Origin of the sequence: Haloterrigena sp. H1, from assembly GCF_005938085.1 — an archaeon.
Taxonomy (GTDB): Archaea; Halobacteriota; Halobacteria; order Halobacteriales; family Natrialbaceae; genus Natrinema.
Genome location: NZ_SMZK01000002.1, coordinates 24,552 through 43,216, shown reverse-complemented (window position 1 = coordinate 43,216; position 18,665 = coordinate 24,552). Strand labels below are relative to the sequence as shown.

The window sequence follows — 18,665 nt, the reverse complement described above, 5'->3', positions numbered from 1 at the left end:
ACTTACCGTGTCAGATTCGACCTCGATGCCGACCGCGGTCATCCCTAAGCGACTCGGCGACAAGACCGGAATTGCTCGCACAGGAATCTTCCTCGCTGGCGTGGTGCTGGCTGCAGTGGTCGGGAACTTCGCAGCATCACTGGCCGTTGTCGTCGCGATCGGCCGCGACGCGGGTGAGATGGCCACCTTCGTTGCGGGAACTCTCGGGACTGAACTGTCTTTCCTCCTGATCGGGGCGGCCTATCTTCGGGTTCAGTCGTCGTTCCGCCCGTCCGTCCAGATGCTCAAGAGAGGGACCGTTTCCTACCTGATTGGTGGCTTGCTCGCGTGTTTCGCTACGGCGTTTCTCTCGCTCGCGGTCACCGATGCGATCGTTCCGGCGATCGACCTCTCGCCAGGATACATGGAGTACAGCAATCTCGGCGAGCCAACTGGTGCAGGGCTGGTTGCCGCGGCAGTCCTGTCACTCGCGGTGATCGGGCCCGTTGAAGAGTTTTTCTTCCGTGGCGTGATCCAGAGTCGGCTTCAGGCAGCGCTCGGTTCCGTGAGTGCTATCAGCATCGCGGGCGCGACGTTCGCGCTGTTCCACGTCTACCCTGTCGCTCTGCTCTCGCCACCACCGATCATGATCGGCCACATGGCGGTGTACTACACGCTTATGGGAGCAATCTTTGGTTGGGTGTACCATCGAACAGACACCCTCATTGCACCCGCTCTCGTTCATGGGACGTTCAACGCTACTGTGTTCACTCTCCCGTTATGGACGTAATGGCAACCACACCGTCTCTTGGGAAGATAGCATCTACGGACACCACGACCGGAACGGCACGCGCGAACGGGACTGACTCACCGACATCGACCGACAAGAGAGACTTTGAGTTCGACGCACTGTCTAAGGCCCTCGCTCACCTCGTCGTTGGCGGTCAGTCTCTCAGTGAAGAATCTCGATCTCCCTGCACAGGCTGACCTTCGTCAGTGAGTCTCCCAACCGTAGTCGCGATTTCACTAGTTTTGGCAGTCAATTCCTCGTTGGCAGCGGCGACATCCTGGATCTTTCGGGAGACGTTTTGTGCCGACCGGGATGCGTCGGTGACCATCGTCTGCATCGCATCGGCACTCTCGGCGGTCTGATCGGTCGCAGCTGCGATCTCCTCCATGCCGTGAGAAGTCTCTTCGATCGCCTCGTGAATGTCGTCCATGTCGTCCATCACGGTCTCAGCCCGACCGATCCCCTCGTCGAGTCGCCTGAATGTGGTTTCGATCCGAGCGGTTGAGGCGGCAATGGTCGTCTTGAGGTCGCTTATCTGGGATTCGATTTCGTCGATCTGGTCGCGGGACGAGTTTACGAACAGCCCGATCTGCTCGGCGAGGGCGTTGGCGACGCCGCCATCCGCGTCGTTCTGCCGGGCCTTGTTCGTCGCAGTGTTGGCGATCATGTCCATCCGTCGAGCCATGTCGTCGAGGTCGTTTAGCACGTCGTCTATCGATTGAGCCTCTTCTGCCAGTGCTTCGATGTCCTCGGACACGGTCTCGGGCCTGATTTTGGACCATGCGAATTGACTCCATCGCCTCTTTGGCCGACTGGCGGCCATTGCGGGCCTGGCGTTCGGCGCGGTGACTCCGGCGCTCGACTTCTTCGGCAGTGGAGGCAATTTCTTCGATGGCAGCGCTGACGTCGGACACTTCTGCAGCGACCTCTTGGAGGTCCTCCGTGGCGCCGATTGCGTGGTCGCTGATCTCTTGGGTGCTGTCGGCGACCTCATCGGAAACCGAGTCTAGTTCCTCTAGAGGCATCTGGACGTCGGTTTTGACCTCTGCGGCCAATTGCTTACGGCGCTGGTTGGCCTTCTCCAGCTGCTGGTTGTACGAGTGAACGTACGTGTCGGTTGCGACCTGCATGTCAAGATTGAGAATGCGGAGCACAGAAAGAATGTCCCACAGCCCCCGGTGGATCTCCTCGCGCACTGTCTCCTCAAGCGACTCGGTGAGTTCGACCACCGTATCGTCGTTTGAGGACCGAAAAGCACCCAGTGCCCCTGCTAAGCCGCCACTGCTTTCGTTGTCCTCAGTCTGTTCAGCAGCCCACTCTTTGATTGCTGCGACGACGTTCTCTTGGACACGATCGTCAAGTTCGTCAAATAACAGTTGGTAGTACACCCCGTACTGGCCGATGTAGTGTTTCAGGGGCATCCCGAGAAAGTGGTGGAGTTTGCCGATGCGGGCGCGATTCCAGAAATAGTCGCGATCATACGACCCTGTCGCGAGCGTCAGGAGGTACGCTCGCTGGGTCTGTTTCAGCTGTTCGACCCCCTTTGAGAGCGACGGATCACCCCCATGGTCTCCTCGTGGGGAGTGAGGTTCGCGTAGAACCGCTCGGCGATCTCCTCCAGATTCTCTCGAAGCATTCCCTCGAGGTCCGATAGCCGACCCTCATCATCCGCGTCAAAGTGGACGAACTCCTTTCGCAACTCGATCTCTTGTTCATCCAGTCCAATCTCTGCGACGAGCGAATCAGGGTCGACTTGTTCGTTTAATTTACCTTTTCCAAAGGTGTCCAGCGGATCTGCATCCATCTTGTCGCGTAGACCGTAATATCCAAAACACAGATTAGTGTTTCTATACGATTAAGTGAAAGATCCACTGGGACCTGATTCGCTCAACAGGACCTCGTCGACGACCAGCAGACCGAACTGGTCTCCGTACTCGTTGATGTACCGGTAGGCCGAATCGTAGGTCGTCACCGTCACGTCTGTGATTGTGTGGCTGCCGCCACCAAGAACGCCGACGTCGTCAGGAAGCTGGTCTCCGAACGCGTTAGTGAGCGTCGCATGCCACTGGTTGAGCAGATCGATCGTGGGAACGACCACGAGCGTACTGACGCCGGCGTCGGCAATCGACTGGATCGCGAGGAACGTTTTCCCGCTGCCGGTCGGGAGAACGACACTCCCCCGACGGTCGTGATCGATCCATGCCTCGAGGGCGGCTTGCTGGTAGCCTCGAGGTTCGATCGCGACGGCAGGTGAGAGGGCAAGGTCACTGTAGGCTCTGGCATCGTCTGCAAGGAGTTCGCTAGCCATCGTGGCCTGCGCGAGGGTCTGTTGGTCGCGACTGGAGGGAGTTGCCCACTGATGGAGGTCGTGATAGCGATAGGCCTGCGCTCGAACTCATCGACGCGGTCATCCCACTCTGCGTAGGGAACACTGTCGGGGGCGTCCTCGAGTAGCAGTGTTCCATCATCGAACGTCAGGCGCATGCAACTACAACCGTCTACGACCGACGCCGTACTTGGGTTTGCTGGCTCTCGCCCGCATATATTCGACCGCCGGGCGTGCTGTGAGGACGTTCTAATTAAATTTGACGTGTTCGTCACTCATATATCTCAACAGTCAAGGGGAGATACGGTTCAAAGACCAGATGAGTAAGTTCCTACATGAGGGAACACAAAGGGGACGTATGACAATCTACAGATTCAGAGTCCTGCTGTTGCCGAACCCACCACTGGAGTTCAAGTCTGAGACCGAAGTCTACCGAGAGATTGAGATTGGCGGGTCCAACAGCCTGGCGGATCTTCACGAGGCCATTTTCGACGCGTTCGACCGCTACGATAGCCACGCCTACGAGTTTCTCACACGTGATGAACACGGAATCGGCACCCGGAGCTACGTCCATTCACAGCTCTACGAGGGCGGTCCGAGTTGGCGACCGATGGACGACGCGGAAATCGACCGCTTCATCGAGCAGGCTGTACCCGACGACGCCACCGAAGCGGCCAAAGAGCGGTTTCGCGACCTCCAGTCGAATCCGCCGCCAGAAGGCAACGCCGCGGAGACAACGATCGACGAACTCGATCCGGACACGCTGGGCGCGCTCTCCTACACGTTCGATATGGGCGACAACTGGGAACACTACATCGAACTCCAGGACATGCAGGAGGGATCGCTGGAGGGGGATCCGGTTGTTGTCGACGAACAGGGCGCGGCACCGCCACAGTACCCCGATCTGGACGAACAGTAAGCTATGCCACGCGACATCGCTCCGCTGACGAGCGCACTCGAGTACGCGACGCCCGACGAACAGAGTGACGTCTACAGCCTGCTTGCCGCCTGGAACCAGTCGATACAGACTGCACTCGATCGCGGTGGCTGGAGTCGGTTGCAGGAGATCAGGGATCAGTATCTCGAAGACGTAATCGACCTCGTCGATACCGCCGCGACCGCCAACGGGATCAACTGGACGTTTCTCGAGGAGTGTGTCGATGCGTACCCGCCCGGGGTCGGCGATCACCACTGTTCGTCGATACTCGCCAACGTCGTCGCCCGCTGTGTGATCCGGACGCGAATCCGCGAGGGCGTCGACACCATTCCGACCTGGGCACTCGAGTACCTCGCCGACGTGACGGTCGAGGACGACAGCGAGTGGGCCTGGGAATCGACCGCCGCGTTCGGCTGGGCAGTCGGTCACCCGAAGGTCGCCGTCCTCGATCGGGCCCTCGAACGTGCTGAGAGCGACGACGACTCGTGGGCGATGGGAATACTCACACACGCCACGTTCGCCGACCCCGAGGCCGGAATCGACCTTCTCGAACAGCTTCTCAAATCGCCGGATGTCGTTGAGGATCTCGTGTTCGTTGGCTGTCTGCACGCGCCGTTCGAACAGGACTTCCCGGACTTTCCACAGTGCTGGGAGCCAGACACCGAACTCGACTACCAGGTGGAAATGTCCGACGACCTACACGAGCGACTGCTCGCCGTCATTGGCTCGTCGATCAACCCCGGCCGTCTCCGACACTTCGATGACTCCTACCGGTTCAATCTGGAACGCGCTGCAGACGAATACGGCCCTGCGAACGACACATGATGGAATACGAAACGCACGTTCATGAGGAAATCGAGGCCACGATCGATCGGGCGGGGTTCGACACGCTGGATCCCGCCGCGATCCGAGTCGACGTCACTGATTCCTTTCGCCGCAAGCTTGGCGAGTACCGTCGGCTCTCCGCTGCTGACCGCGACGCCGAGACCACAGTCGAATACGAGATCCGGATCGCCCGCCGGCTGTTCGAGGATGGCCGCGACGACCGGTGGCGCGATACCGTCCGTCACGAGGTCGCACACGCGTACGTGCTTGAGACGGTCGGTCCAGACGCCCAGCCCCACGGCGACGCGTGGAAGACCGCAGCACGCCGGGCAGGCGCGGATCCGGTCGCCCGCTACGAGGGAGACAATACCGTCGACGCGGAGTACGTGCTCGCGTGCCCAAGAGGATGTTTCGAGCGCGGATACGTCCAGCGCTCCAAGCGGATCAAACAGCCCTGGCAGTACACCTGTGACGAGTGTGGGACGCGCCCGGTCAGCTACGATGTCGGCGAGCGGCCAGCCGATCCCGACCCGGGGACCTGTTACGTCGATAGCATTCCGTGGCGGACACCCGATGACCAGGATGAGCCAGACGACGCCAGAAGCACTGCCCGCTATCTGCTGGCCTGTCCGAACGGCTGTACGGCCTGGCCTTACCAGCGGCGTACCAAGCGGATCAAAAATCCCTGGCTGTACGCCTGTCCGGAGTGTGACACGACACTCCTCAGTTGCGGCATCGACGACAGTCCGACCGAGCTCGAACCTGGGCGGTGTCACGTCGGGAGCGTCCCCTGGCAGGTACCGCGCATCGTCCACGCCTGTCCCAACGGCTGTTTCAGCACGGGATACGGACAACACACCGAACAGACCCGAAAGCCCGAACGCTACCGGTGTGAGGAGTGTGACACGCGAACGGTCGCCTATCTCGCGGATGAGCGACCCGAAACCATCGATCCGGAAACGAACTACCTGGAGTGACCGTATCGCCACGCTTTCGGATTCCGTGGGAGGAGATCCCCGAACACAGATACGTCTCCTCCTCGCATATCCAGACGAACACGAACGATGCCACACGAATGCCCCGCCTGCGGCGAGACGTTCAACACGTTAAGCCGCCTTCGTCTGCACGACTGTCCGACCGATGAGCCAGAAAGCGAGGACCCGCTGTCGTCGTTCGACGCGTTCCTCGATTCGATTTCGGACGCACTCGATTCCAACATGCAGCAACGGAGTTCGGAGCGCAAGAAGCGGGGGCTTGAAGCCGCGAGCGACGGGCTGAAAACCACGCTCGAGGAGGCTGCCCAGGGAGACGTCGACGCTGCATTCGGGTTGATCGGCCGGTACGAGCGAGAGCTCCGAGAGTACCACGACAGAGAAGACTACGACACGTATCGCGGGATCCTCTGGGCGTTTTACGAGCCGGCCGCAGCGGCTCTCGACGAAATCGCCACGCGCGAGGGTTGGGACTTTCTCACAGAGGTGATCGATGCCTATTCGCGCGAGAATACAGCCGAGGAGACCCTCGTGAGCCCGTTCATCGAGAACGTGGTCGGACGCCACGTCATCAGGACGCGACTGAACGATGGCGTTGCGGCAATCCCCGTCGAAGCGTTGGTGTATCTCGGGTCGTTCTGGGAGTCGACGGGAGACGTCAGCGGGGAGGAATCACTCACCTACGGCTGGGGGATCGGCCATCCCGAGCACTCGGTTGCAGACCACGTCCAAGAGGTCGTCACCGAAGAACTGTTCTGGGTGCGGGGCGTGCTCCCACATACGTTCTACGCCGACCAGCACGCCGCGGCCGACCTGCTCGACGCGTTGCTCACTGACGAGCAAATCGATTACGAAGACCGATGCCTACTGGCGTCGATTCTGGCAACGGTCGATCACGATTCAACGCCGAAAATTCCCCGGTACTGGGATCTTCGCGAGGAGCTGGACTACCGGTTCGAATTCGACGAGGCAGTTCGGTCGCGGCTGCGAGAGACGATCGAAACCGAGGGTTTCCACCGGCGACTGGGCGAAGACTGGACGTTCAGCGACATGGAGATATGAGCGACATCGAGAAGAAACTCGAAGAGACGCCGCCGGAGGTACTCCGAACGTTTCTCGTCCGGGAATTGGCAGCCGACCCGGACCTTGAACGGCGGTTTCATTCCTTTCTGGACACGTCGGATCTCGATGTCTACGAACTACGAGACGAAATCGAAACCAAATACGGGTACCAGTCTGCACCAAACTTCACCACGTACGAAGACCGGGCAGAGTCGTATATCGAGAAGGGGCGATACCGCGACGCTGCGACCATCTATCGTGCGATATTCGAGGCGGGGCGCGATCACCTCCACGAGTTCGATCCTCATCGGGGTGGCTTCGAACACGACGAAACCTTTCAGGACGCCATCGCGAGCTACGCAACCACTATCCGTGAGGCGAACCTCCCGCACGAGGAGAAACACGAGTACATCGAATACTGTTTCGACCAGTGGATCAACGAACACGAGGAGGGAGGATTCCCCCAGCACTTCAGAGAGGCGCTCTGGGAGTTGTGCACGACCGAGGACGACTATCGCTACTGGCAGTCCCTGTTGCGGGATCGACTCGACGAACAGCTCGATTCCGATCGACTCTACGGTGGCCAGTACGACGAGGATGCGGATACGTGGCGACGCGGTGATCTCACTACCCACGCCAACGAAGAGGAGTTACTCGACGGATTCACCGAAACCGCCTGGCTGCGCGGCTACGTGGAACTGCTCGACCGCATCGACGAGCAGGCAGAACTCGGAGGCATCCTCAACCGACACTATCCTGCATCTCGACACCTCTGTCTCCGATATGCTCGCCTCCTAGTGGAGGAAGGTGAACGGGAGGCCGCTATTACCGTCGCGGAGTACGGGACTGAGGCATTCTCTGGGTCAGATACAGTCGGGCTCTGTGAGTTCCTTGTCGATCAGTACGAGGAGACGGACGCCGACACGATCATCGAAATCCACCTGCGAGAGGATCGGATCGAAGACGCCTTCGAGACAGTCACGAACGCCCACGATCTCGATCTGTTCGAAGCCTACATCGACCAACTCGGAGCCCACGATCCCGCTGCGTACTTCGATGCGTATCGTCGCGAAATCAAGAAGGCCGCTACCGACGCGAGTCGTCGCAAGTATTACAGACAGGTCGCCGAACACCTCCAGACGATACAGACGCTGGGACGTGACCGACGGTTCGAAAATTTAGCGGTGGCGGTGAGGGTGCCAAGCCCCCGCCCTCAAGGAGCGATCGGAAAGAGCGAGTAGGGCGGGGATACGGCATCCGCACGAGTCTCAAACACGGGACAACCAGAATCTTTACCGTAGAATCTATCGTACATAGAGACACATCGGATGATATACAGCCCTCGCTTTCGATTGCTCCCAACCACCGAGCAACGCGAAGCGATGGACTGGACTCGGAACATCGTGCGACAAACCTACAACCACGCACTCTGCGAGTTCAACAAAATTCCCAACGACGCGGGCACGCTCCGCCAGCGCGTCTGGAGCATCCGCGACACGCTACCCACGATGAAAGACTGGTGGCCAGACCTGAAACAGGTCTACTCCACCGTCCTGCAGAAGGCCGTCGAGCGCATCCGAGACAACATCGAGAACCTCGGGAAGCTCAAAGCCAAGGGCTACAACGTAGGATCGTTGAACTGGAAAAAGCCCCGAGAGTACAGGAGTTTCACGTACCGCCAATCAGGCTTCGAACTCGACAAGAAGAGTGGCCCGAACGGACGCGGACTCCTCATCCTCACGAAACTTAAGGGCAAAACTCGCGAAATTCCGATTCGCCTCCATCGAGACCTCCCTGACCACGAGCAAATCAAAGAGGTGACTCTCAAGAAAGAGCCGACCGGCGCGTGGTTCGTCTCGTTCTGCATCAAGACTGATACACCCGAGACATCCGCCGTCGAAGACATCCATCCCGATGACACCGTGGGTCTTGACCTCGGTGTGCTCAACTTTATCCACGATTCGGATGGGCGCTCGATCGAGCGGCTCGACCTGTCCGCTGACCGCGAGCGGCTCGAACGCGAGCAACGCTCGCTCTCTCGAAAAGAGTACGAATCACACAACTGGGAGAAGCAACGCCGCCGTGTCGCGGAAGTCCACGCCCGGATGTCAAACAAGAAGCAAGACTTCAAGCACAAGCTCGCGCATTTCTACACCACTGAGTACGACGCCGTCTTCGTCGAAGACCTCTCCGTAAAGGAGATGCTCGAATCGCCGGAGAATGCACGGAACAAGGCCGAGGTCGGGTGGCGCGACTTCATTACCATCCTCAAACACCACGGCGAGAAGAACGGCTGTCACGTCAAGGAAGTCGAGCCGCGCGGGACGACCAAGGAGTGCGCCTCGTGCGGCGTTTCGACGTGGAAGCCCATCTGGAAACGCGAGCATTCGTGTCCAGCGTGCGGGTTCGAACTGGACAGGGATTGGAACGCGTCGGTGAACGTGCTGTCGCGTGGTCTCAACACACTAGGAGTGGTTCACTCCGAATCTACGCCTGCAGAGACTGCGACCGCTGTGGACTCGGTTTCCGTGTCTGCAAGTCGTGTCGTTGAAACGGGAAGCCCCGCCCTCAAGGAGCCGCCGAAGGCGGCGAGTAGGTCGGGGTAGTTCACTGTCGTTCCTGCGAGACGAGTACTCGAATCGGCCGGCGTTTCTCGACGAGCTGGAGAAAGCCGGGATCTGAGCCTCGATCAGGATCTCATCCGAAGTAGTTCGGGAGGATGCCGTACGTTCTGGCGAGCGTCACGATTTGTTCCTTGAACTCGTCTGATTCTGTGCCGTGCGATTCCGCGAGTGCTTCGACCTTTGTGGAGTATGCCTCGCGAATTGCGCTCGCTTCGGCCCGTCCATCGACTGTCGGCTCCCAGAGAACTGTAGTCTCGTAGTCACCCGGTTCGAGCGGTGGGCCAAGCCGCTCGCGCTCCCCAACACGCTCAATCAGGCCCCGTTCCTCGAGTGATTCGAGTGTCGTCTCGACCTCTGGTTCGAGATCCGCGTCCGCTGTGAAAAACTGCTCTATCGATGGAAGTCCGGGTTCGTCCCCTGACGTGATGAGATCGAGTTTCACACAGGCTGAGACGAGGTCATCGGTCGTTTTTTCGACGCCACCGTAATCGTGTTTGTAGCGTCTGTCGTGGGTAGTGAGTTGGTCGATGATCGTTCGCCCGATCCACGTCTCGGTTTGCATCGGTTGAAGTGTATCCACGAAGACAGAGAAGGCTATCGCACGAGGTGCTAGCCGGGAGCCAAAAGGAGACTGCCCCATCGCTCTCTATCCGCTCTTTCAGCACAGACTGACGTCAGGCCCGTCCGGCGCGGTGAGAGCGGTCTCTGGTATCTCTGTCCACGCTTCACCTGTTTCGGATCAACACGAGAACTCCTCCAACAGATCCTCCAACATCGGTCGCAACTTGTACTTCTGATAGTGCTCGTCTCGTAAGTCCTCCACGTAGGTACGCCACTCGTCGAGGTTTCCCGACGCCTGGGCTGCCTTTCCCGCGTACTCCAGCCAGTCCACCGCATGGTGATACTGCTGAGACTGTCCCTCCTCGATGATCGGCTCGGCCTGCTCCTTGCAGGCGTCGATCGTCCAGTGGGGGTGCTCCTCCCAGACGGCCTCGACAACCGGCTCCACGACCTTGTAATCCGAAAAGCGGTCCGCAATGGCAATGGCCTCGTCGTATCGCTCCGCGTATAGAAAAATCTCGACGTGCCGTCGCGCAGTCCGCTGTCTCGTGTCCTTGTCTGCAAGCGATTCCAGTAGCTCCTCGCGGACGGTTGGCCACTCCTCGCCAGCGAATTCCTCTGTAGCCTGATAGGCCGCAAGCGTCGTCGAAGCGTCGAACGCGGCAATGGCTGCCTCCAGCGCAATCTCGGATTCGCCCATGCTGCTGACCCGGTCGCGGAGCCACTCGGCCAGCTCCGCTTGCTCGCTGCTGTCGTTGAGGGTCAATCCGTGCTGGGCGATCTCCAGGGCGGCCTCCGGCCGGTCGTGTTCTCGAAGGGCTTTGGCCAGCGTGAGTGCCTCGTCCGGGGAGTACAGATTGTGTCGGCCGTACTCGATCGCCTCGTCGATCCGTCCCTCCTCGACGAGCATGGTCCCGTAGTCGTCGATCAGGTCCGCAGCTTCCGCCAGATTCAGGTACTCCTCGATGCGGTCTTGGCGTTCGAGGACGTTGAGGCGGGCCCTGACGAAGTCCTCGGCGTACCACGGCGGATCGCCCTCCCAGAGGTCCGCGTAGCCGATGTCGCCCTGCATCGCCCGCTGGACCGGCTCGAAGTTCCAGCCCCGCTGTGCCGCTTCGAGGGCGACGCTGTACGGTGGCTGGTGGGTATAGCCTTCCATCTCCTGTTCCCACGCCCAGAGCCGCTCTTCCCAGTCGACACGCTCGGCCTCCGAGAGGTCGGCCGTGAGCAATGCCTCGGCCAGCACTCGGTCGACCTCGTCGAAAAACTCGAAGATCGCGTGCGAATCGTCGTACGAGAGAGCGAGCCACTCCTCGTCCATGAGTTCGTCGACCAGCGGTTCGAGGATATCCAGTGTCGTCTCGCCGTCGCCGGTCTCGACGGCTGTCCGTGCCTGGTCGAGCAGGTTTCGCAACTTCTCGACGTCAGTTTCGACCGCCTCATACGGGTCGTACGCGTGGGCGCTACGTCCCTCGGTGGGACGGAGAATGTACTGCACCTGCTGGCGGATCGACTCCCGATTGATGTCGGGCGTGCGGTCGCGAGCGTCGTCACCCTCATCTCCTATGTCTAGTGGTTCGAGCCGGGACTCAACCTGCTCTGCCAACTCCGGGTAACTCTCGACGAGGTCGACAAGAACGTCACGGAGATCCTCGGGATCCGCGTCGGCGACCAGTTCGGAGACTGGCGTTCGCTCGTCGATCCTGTCGGGATCACAGACGTACGTCAGGAGGACAGCTACACGGTGCTTGCAAATCCCACCGTGATCGTATGGACAGGAACATGCCGTGTCGACGACCCCGGTTTCGTCGAGCTCGATCCGCACCTGGTAGGGCTCGTACTGGCTGCCTTCAACCGCCGCTCGGATCGTCTCACCGCGCCGGACGAGCTCAACGACGGCACCCTCGTCGTAGTAGTTTTCCCCCCGGTCGTATGATTGGGGGCGTGCCAGATCTCGGACTGCTGCCTCCGTGAGTGTCGGGTCGGAACTCGCCATCCTTGTAACGTATCTATTGCCCTGGGTCCGTAGTAATACTGTAGTGGACGGCTGGGGCCGTGTGCCTACGAATCTGGAACCCAGACGCCTTTCACCGGCTGGAAGACGACGTAGGCGTCAACATCCGACGTGTCGGCCGGATGGGCGGTGTGGAGCGTGAGTTGCCCCCTGCTCGTGTGTTCTCGGTTCTGTTCAGTCACCCACTTCTCTGCGTCCTCTTTCGATCCGAACACAAGTCGAGAATCCTCATCGAAATTCGCCTCCGCGAGTGGTGTCTCGCGAAAGACCGAGTCTTTGAGTTCCACGATGTAGTCGGCCTTGGCTGTTCGTTCGCGGTAGCACCTCTTCAGGATTTCCCGAATTGGGGTCGATTGGTTCTATTGAATCGCCATACGGCGTTGGACTCAGCAGGTTACGTACTGTTTGATGTTATAGACGAGACACATCAGGACAATCTCACGGAATTCGCGGTACCATTCACGCGCTCGGACGGCGGGAGTGGTCTGCGTCACTTCTGAATCGTGGCTACGCCGGTACGCTATTCGAATCCGGTGACTCGAGCGAACGCTTCCGAAACGAGTATTCAAACCAAACCCCGATCACTCGAGCCGTCCGAGCGCTTGACCGAGGGATTCACGGTCTTTCACTCACAACAAATACTCCATTCACTATGAGCCAGTAACGTCATCTAAGTTGAATAATTGGATATCGTCACGCTCGGACACGGCTTCATGTACTGATTGTGTTGCGCCACTTCGTGTGAACAACGCGTATTCCGTGTCAACTTCACCGGAGTCTGGCGTCCAGCGAATTTTCGACGCGTGATCTTCGAGTGATGACAGAGCACTGTAGTCCAGTGGCGAATTAGTGAACTTGCATTCACCGACAACCATCGTTCCGTCTGTGGTGAACCCGACAACATCCACTTCATGTTCTTTGTACCACCAGCGGCCGATGTCGAGGAACAACTTCTCTGGATACAGGTTCGGGAGTGCATTCTGGCAAAGCGTTTCGAACTTTTGACTGACGAAATCAGGCAATTCTGGTTCGATAACTGCTTCGTAGGCGTCCTCACCTAGACGCTCGTATCGATCTTCTTTGCCGTAGACGAAGCGGAACCAGAAGCGAAAGAGGGGATCCAGGATTCGATAGCGTCCGCGGCGTGACTTCGCTTTCTCCTCAGTGATGGGAACTTCCCGTTCAATGAGCCGCAACCGCTCTAACTTCTGAGTGTACGTCGAGATTTGTTTCCCGTCGATTCCCACCGTTTGGGCAATCTCGTTCGAGGTCGTCTTTCCTGCGGCTATTGCAGTGAGGATCGCAAAATACCGATTCGGGTCTGTGAGTTCGGTTCGGAGGACGTATTCTGGTTCGTTGTGGAGGTACCCTTTCTGAGAGAGCACTTCCTTCGTGAGGACTGTCCCGAGGTCCTGATTGAGATCGATACCGTCGAGATAGTATGGGACGCCACCGAAAATCCCCCACGCGAAAACACGCTCTTCTGGGGAGTACTCGTCTGGAAGGAACTCTTGTGCAGCGGTGAACTCGAGCGGCCGCAGATCAAGTTTCTCGGTGAAACGCCCGTACAGAGGACTGTTCCCAAGGAGCGTCGCTTCTTCCATCATGCTGATCGATGAGCCAACCAAAATGAGTGTTCCCGATGTGTTTTGGAATCGCTGGTCCCATAACCGCTGAATGACCGAGGGAAGGCTCTCATCGGCGTCAATCAGGTAGGGAAATTCGTCAAGGACAACGATCCCGTCTCGGTCGCCGAGATACCCCAGGAGTGCTTCCCAGTTCTGTTTGATATCCGTAATCCCTGGAAACGTGTCGGCAGCGACGTCGACGAACTCATTGAGTTGTATCTGTGGAGTGGTTTCCGTAGCCTGATAGACAACGGCGTCGTCGCGCTCGGCAAGCGAGTGCTGGACGAGTTGCGTTTTCCCAAGACGCCGCCGGCCGAAGATGACGACCATCTCAGCGTCATCGGAGTCGTAGCACCTGCGGAGACGTGAGAGCTCCTTTTCCCGGTTGACGAAGCGCTCCATATCAATACGTTATCCCACCAGAGGATAATACTTCCGAGTAGCCTATCTCAAGATAGGCTATTCTGAAATAGGCTATTTTGGAACTGGCTACAGGACACTCTCCGTACTCTTGGAATCGGAGTACTGAAGCGGGTAGTATTCCATGTTGGGAGGAACTCTATAGAGAAGGCAAAACGAGTACCTCAGCTTCGACCTCGTGATAACACGCGACACCTCACAGACCCAGTCCGGTACAACTGGTGATCACTCCCGTAAATCTATCTCAAGGACAATATCGGCCCGCATCGAACACTCATAGACGTGGTACTTCCCGCCGTCCCGCCCTTTATTTCGAAGGATCTGATCAGCGAACCCCTGCATCGAGAGCTTGTCAAGGTGTTCCCGTACGCTCCGCGTCGTCGAGAGCGGATCGAGCCCGGATTGCTCGCAGACCGAGGTGTATAGAGAGTAGATTTCCTTTGTTCTGGCCGGTGTCTGGCCGTCAGCTTCCAGCAGCGCGAGGGTGTAGAGGATGTGTTGTTGCTGAACGGTGAGGCTATTTATTCGTCGCTCAATATTCCCGCGTTCGACATTGCGCTTACCCGTTCGGATATGCACTTCAGTCACCTGCTCGTCGTTCTTTTTATCAGCCTCTTTCCCCGCAGCATGGAGGATATCAAGCCCTTGACGAGCATTACCGCTGTCTTGGGCTGCGATCGCCGCACACAGATTGATCGCCGCTTCCGTGATCGCACCGTCGCGGAACGCAATCTCAGCCCGGTCGCGAAGGATTGCTTCCAGTTCGTTGGCAGTGTACGGCGTGAAGTCGAGTTCTTCCTCGGCGAACGTTCCTCTCGTCTTCGACGAAAGAATATCGCGAAACGTATAGTCGTTCGAGATCCCAATGATTCCGACCGTCGCGTGCTCGAGATTCCCTGTCGAGTGGCTCCGACTCAGATCGTAGAGCAGTGAGTCGATGTTTTCGATATGATCAATCTCGTCAAGGATCAAGATACACGTCCCCTCCCGATTGTCGATCTCCTCGTACAACGCGTCGAGGGCGTCCCGCGTCGAGAGCCCGCGCGCAGGGAACTCGTCTTTATCCTCGTCGCGAAGCTCATTGACGAGCGTCCGAACAACCTTGAAGGCGGTCATCTCGTTGCAGTTTAAGAAGACCGTAGAGAGTGCATTTCCGCTGTTTTCGCACGCTTCATACATCATATCGATCATATACCGCGTCACCGCGGTCTTACCGGCCCCGGTATTGCCGTAGACCATGATGTTGTCCGGCGTCGATCCCTCAACGATCGGACGGAGAGCGGCCGCATACTGATTGATTTCTTCGTCCCGCTCGAGAATGCGATCGGGCTCGTACGACTCCGAGAGTGCGTCACGGTTCGAAAATACACTCTCACCGAAGTTGAGCAACGGATTCTCTCTAGGCTTGGGCATCCTTGACTCCGGTACGTTCGTCCAGATTGATAAATAGTAGGTTTCCTTTGTTTCCTCTGTTTCCTCTGTTTCCTGTGGTCTGGTTTCTTTAAATACAGAAAGAGAGTCCATTTCCGCTGTTCTCGGCTGCGAAGGAAGAAACAGACCAACCACCGAGAATCCTCGGCAAAAAGGACGACGCGTGGGATATGGGGGCAACGAGAAATCCCCATCAGGACAATCGAGAGCGGTCGCTCACTTACTTCGCTTGCTCTCTTCGAAGCCCAGTACGGTTCTTGTTTTGAACAAGCGGTCTTGAATGTTTGTATCTATCAGAATAAAGAGAGAAAGGGGAGGGAGGGGGTATTGTCGTGCGAAAGAACGGCCGTGTTTAATCGCATGAGGGGAGCGGAATTTCCTGTTTTGCGGCCTTCTTGATGTTGTAAACCGCACACATCAGCGCGATCTCACGAAATTCTCGGTCGTGTCTCAAACTCGTCTAGAGTCGTAACTGACTCCTGTGGAAGCAGGGTCACCTCTGGTATCCAGCCCGAAGTGACCCATGCACGCCGAAATCAACGTGCGGTTCGCAGTTAGCATCGCCCAAGACAAAACGCTACCGCTCGCCACGCTCGCTGAATCTCTTACCGAGATTCAGCTTGAGGCCACTATCCTCGAGGAGCTCGTCAGAAGCCTCGACGAGCGCCTCGTCGAGGCGTACTGTGGTGAGAAACACGCGCGCGGAAACGGCGACTGCCGTTTCCAGCGCGCAGGAACCTCCACACGAACCGCTGTGACAACCGCAGGAGAACACGAATTCACCCTCCACCACGTCAAAGACACTGCTGCCACCGACGGCAACCCGACCTATTTCCGTCCGCTCGAGGATCTTATCGACTTCGACGGCCAGCGCATCTATCAAGAAGATATCTCGCTCCAGGCTGCCGAACTCGCTACTTCGCTCAGCTATCGTGATGCCGTCGCCCACGGCGACGGCTTCACTCCCATGCCCTCGATCACGACGGTCAACCGCCGAGTCCGTGAATACGGCAGCAAGCTCGGTGACTTCGTTCGTGATCGGCTTCCTGGGACGAATGCAGACACTGTCGTTCCTGACGGAACGAAGTGTCATAGCCAGCAGGATCACTGCACCTACCATGATGTCAACGTCACCCTCGGGCAGACGGCCGAGGGTGACGACACAGAAACCACACTCTTAGACGTCAACGTCAACGAATCCTGGGATGAAACAGCAGAAGCCCTCGAAGAGACTGAGGCGGTCACTGACGACGCCACGGTCGTCAGTGACGCCGAAAAGGCACTCGTCGATGCGTTCGAGAGTGGTGACCGATCTCACCAGCTCGATCTCGTTCACGTTGGTCGAACGCTCGGGTACAAGCTCTGGAAAGACGATACGTTTCCGCTCTCCGAGCGGAAAGCGATCGTCTCTGGCGTTACGGATGATCTGTTCCATCTGAAGAACTCTGTCGCACTCCATGCACCGAGGAATGAGCGTTTGGCGATCCGCGAGCGGATCGACCAAACGCTCGAGAATCTCGGGAAGGAAGCCTGGAGGTTAGAGCGTCAAGACTCCCCGAAAGCTACGGCGTACCTCCGGGAATGGGCAGAAGCAACCGTGACGTTCGCGGAACTCGCGCTTGATCAACAGCAGGTTCCGTGGACGTCAAACGTGGTCGAACGAGCCATGGGTGAAGTTTCGAAGCGGTGTAAGAATCAATGGATGCAGTGGTCAGAAGCAGGGTTAGAGTCACTTCTCTGGTTGAATTTGGTGCAGTATGCCGATCCCGAGCAGTTCGCGGCGTTCGCCGACGAACTGCTCGAGCGATCAGCCAAAACAGCCATCACAATGGAGGTGTCAGTTGACGCTACCAGAGGCGAACTCTAGACGAGTTTGGGACGGGACCAAATTCTCGGTACCAGGTTCGCGCTCGCAGGGCGACGCCCAGCGAGCGCTTGACAGAAGAGAAGACGGTTTCTGACATTGCCCGTTGGCCGTAGAGTTCGTCATCGATCCGCGCGTTGTGCGCGTGATCGTACGGTGCATGGACGCAGTGCTTGATCAACGGCCGAATGTCGAGCTCTCGGAGGTCTTCTCGAAGCCAGTTACAGTCATAGCCCTTGTCCGCCGTGAGGACGCGCAACTCGCCCGCGTGCTTGCGGGCGAGTTGCTCACAGATCTCTGCATCACTCCCTTCCCACGTCGTAGTACAGTGCAAATCGAGAATCGCTTGCGTCTCTGTATCGACGAGCTTCGTCACTTTCATCGTCTGAACGCGGTAGTTTGTCCGTCGGCAGTAGTGGCGACTTGCACGGGAGCGGTCGAAGTACGTTGCGTCGATCGCGCCGATCTCACCGGTCTCGTGCAGCTGCGCTGAATAGCGCAGCAGCACTCGGCACACACGCATTTCGAGCCTATCGAACGCTAGACATAGCGTGGATGGATGAGGGAGATCGGCCGGTTCAAGGCCGATCTCCCGGGTTATTCGTGGCATCTCCGTCAGTATGTCAATGGTCATCCGATAGGACGTCCCAAGGTAAATTCGCAAGCAGTGAAGCGGAATCATCGCATAATCGGCGAATCTGCCGCCACCTTCCGGGGCGGCGGATTCGTCCGTATCGTCAGCAACTCTTTTAGCAATCCAGACACAGCGTTCGGTGAAGCGGAAGATTTGGGTTGGCACAATTTCCGGTCTTCCGCTTCAACACAGTGATTCTAACGACTCAACTCGACGCCGTCTAGCGATTAAACAGAGCCGAAAGAACAGCGGAAACGTACTCTATCTCTCGTCTGGGTCTTCCTGCAACAGAGAAAACAGACTCTCTCAACATCTATCCTCCCAAACTGGCCTTCTCAGTCTTTCAATCACTCTGTACGATGTGACTTTGCGGGAACAATATCAACACGCGGTGTACATGCCCCTACGACGGTGCGGGTGATTGCAAGCATGTCGTGGCGGTGTTGCTTTCCCTTGCTACAGATCCGCCAGCCGATGTGAGCGACCAAATCGAAGTGGTACTTGACGACGTCTCCGCTGGGGACCTCGAGCAGCATCTCGTCGCGGCGACGGAGGAGTGACCCAAACACCTTTTACTG

16 protein-coding genes and 4 pseudogenes are annotated in these 18,665 nt (G+C 58.0%); 9 read left to right on the top strand and 11 right to left on the bottom strand.

The window, feature by feature from the left end; genetic code table 11:
* Positions 1–7 precede the first annotated feature (7 nt).
* The gene (locus tag E2L06_RS15505; protein ID WP_138782607.1) at positions 8–769 is read left to right on the top strand and encodes a CPBP family intramembrane glutamic endopeptidase; all 762 of its coding nucleotides are present in this window, start codon (positions 8–10) and stop codon (positions 767–769) included.
* 154 nt (positions 770–923) lie between these two features.
* Here the strand turns inward: E2L06_RS15505 and E2L06_RS15500 are convergent, their stop codons facing one another.
* From E2L06_RS15500 to E2L06_RS15485, 4 genes and pseudogenes are all read right to left on the bottom strand, one after another.
* Positions 924–1,526: a methyl-accepting chemotaxis protein gene (locus E2L06_RS15500; protein WP_171052404.1), complete on the bottom strand. Its 603-nt coding sequence runs from the start codon at positions 1,524–1,526 to the stop codon at positions 924–926.
* A 649-nt stretch (positions 1,527–2,175) separates the two neighbouring features.
* Positions 2,176–2,271 (bottom strand): annotated as a pseudogene (locus E2L06_RS22995) (hypothetical protein); the annotation flags it as partial.
* 23 nt (positions 2,272–2,294) lie between these two features.
* Positions 2,295–2,573: a protoglobin domain-containing protein gene (locus E2L06_RS22395; protein WP_138782605.1), complete on the bottom strand. Its 279-nt coding sequence runs from the start codon at positions 2,571–2,573 to the stop codon at positions 2,295–2,297.
* Positions 2,574–2,666: 93 nt separating this feature from the next.
* Positions 2,667–3,253: pseudogene (locus tag E2L06_RS15485) on the bottom strand (DEAD/DEAH box helicase family protein); the annotation flags it as partial.
* A gap of 200 nt (positions 3,254–3,453) precedes the next feature.
* Here E2L06_RS15485 and E2L06_RS15480 point away from each other — a divergent pair.
* The 6 genes from E2L06_RS15480 (at position 3,454) to E2L06_RS15455 (ending at position 9,517) form a co-directional block, all read left to right on the top strand.
* A complete protein-coding gene (locus tag E2L06_RS15480) occupies positions 3,454–4,014 on the top strand; it encodes a plasmid pRiA4b ORF-3 family protein (RefSeq protein ID WP_138782604.1) in 561 nt (186 codons plus the stop codon).
* Positions 4,015–4,017: 3 nt separating this feature from the next.
* The gene (locus E2L06_RS15475; protein WP_138782603.1) at positions 4,018–4,857 is read left to right on the top strand and encodes a hypothetical protein; all 840 of its coding nucleotides are present in this window, start codon (positions 4,018–4,020) and stop codon (positions 4,855–4,857) included.
* Positions 4,857–5,834, top strand: a complete 978-nt coding sequence (locus E2L06_RS15470; RefSeq protein WP_212750784.1) for a SprT-like domain-containing protein — start codon at positions 4,857–4,859, stop codon at positions 5,832–5,834. The genes E2L06_RS15475 and E2L06_RS15470 overlap by 1 nt, the downstream gene beginning before the upstream one ends.
* Before the next feature lie 87 nt (positions 5,835–5,921).
* Positions 5,922–6,911: a hypothetical protein gene (locus E2L06_RS15465; RefSeq protein ID WP_138782601.1), complete on the top strand. Its 990-nt coding sequence runs from the start codon at positions 5,922–5,924 to the stop codon at positions 6,909–6,911.
* Positions 6,908–8,152 (top strand): hypothetical protein, encoded by a 1,245-nt coding sequence (locus tag E2L06_RS15460; RefSeq protein ID WP_138782600.1) that lies wholly within the window; start codon positions 6,908–6,910, stop codon positions 8,150–8,152. Before E2L06_RS15465 ends, E2L06_RS15460 begins: the two co-directional genes overlap by 4 nt.
* Positions 8,153–8,239: 87 nt before the next feature.
* On the top strand, positions 8,240–9,517 hold the full coding sequence (locus E2L06_RS15455) for an RNA-guided endonuclease TnpB family protein (RefSeq protein ID WP_138782599.1): 1,278 nt from the start codon (positions 8,240–8,242) through the stop codon (positions 9,515–9,517).
* Between the two features lie 91 nt (positions 9,518–9,608).
* Here the strand turns inward: E2L06_RS15455 and E2L06_RS15450 are convergent, their stop codons facing one another.
* The 6 genes and pseudogenes from E2L06_RS15450 to E2L06_RS15425 all read right to left on the bottom strand — a co-directional run bounded on the left by E2L06_RS15450 (position 9,609) and on the right by E2L06_RS15425 (position 15,571).
* The gene (locus tag E2L06_RS15450; protein WP_138782598.1) at positions 9,609–10,097 is read right to left on the bottom strand and encodes a hypothetical protein; all 489 of its coding nucleotides are present in this window, start codon (positions 10,095–10,097) and stop codon (positions 9,609–9,611) included.
* 177 nt (positions 10,098–10,274) lie between these two features.
* Positions 10,275–12,092 (bottom strand): SWIM zinc finger domain-containing protein, encoded by a 1,818-nt coding sequence (locus tag E2L06_RS15445; protein ID WP_138782597.1) that lies wholly within the window; start codon positions 12,090–12,092, stop codon positions 10,275–10,277.
* 65 nt (positions 12,093–12,157) lie between these two features.
* Complete coding sequence (locus E2L06_RS15440) at positions 12,158–12,397, bottom strand: hypothetical protein (protein WP_249361460.1); 240 nt, start codon at positions 12,395–12,397, stop codon at positions 12,158–12,160.
* Positions 12,398–12,496: 99 nt separating this feature from the next.
* Positions 12,497–12,586 (bottom strand): annotated as a pseudogene (locus tag E2L06_RS15435) (IS5/IS1182 family transposase); the annotation flags it as partial.
* Positions 12,587–12,760: 174 nt separating this feature from the next.
* Positions 12,761–14,140, bottom strand: a complete 1,380-nt coding sequence (locus E2L06_RS15430) for an ATP-binding protein (RefSeq protein WP_138782595.1) — start codon at positions 14,138–14,140, stop codon at positions 12,761–12,763.
* Between the two features lie 243 nt (positions 14,141–14,383).
* The gene (locus E2L06_RS15425; protein ID WP_171052403.1) at positions 14,384–15,571 is read right to left on the bottom strand and encodes a Cdc6/Cdc18 family protein; all 1,188 of its coding nucleotides are present in this window, start codon (positions 15,569–15,571) and stop codon (positions 14,384–14,386) included.
* Positions 15,572–16,112: 541 nt separating this feature from the next.
* Here E2L06_RS15425 and E2L06_RS15420 point away from each other — a divergent pair.
* Positions 16,113–17,456 (top strand): ISH6 family transposase, encoded by a 1,344-nt coding sequence (locus tag E2L06_RS15420; RefSeq protein WP_138782593.1) that lies wholly within the window; start codon positions 16,113–16,115, stop codon positions 17,454–17,456.
* Here the strand turns inward: E2L06_RS15420 and E2L06_RS15415 are convergent.
* Positions 17,437–18,252 (bottom strand): IS5 family transposase, encoded by an 816-nt coding sequence (locus E2L06_RS15415; protein ID WP_394348745.1) that lies wholly within the window; start codon positions 18,250–18,252, stop codon positions 17,437–17,439. The genes E2L06_RS15420 and E2L06_RS15415 overlap by 20 nt on opposite strands.
* Before the next feature lie 209 nt (positions 18,253–18,461).
* On the opposite strand from E2L06_RS15415, the pseudogene E2L06_RS15410 reads away from it, so the two are divergent.
* Positions 18,462–18,626 (top strand): annotated as a pseudogene (locus tag E2L06_RS15410) (SWIM zinc finger domain-containing protein); the annotation flags it as partial.
* Positions 18,627–18,665: the final 39 nt, after the last annotated feature.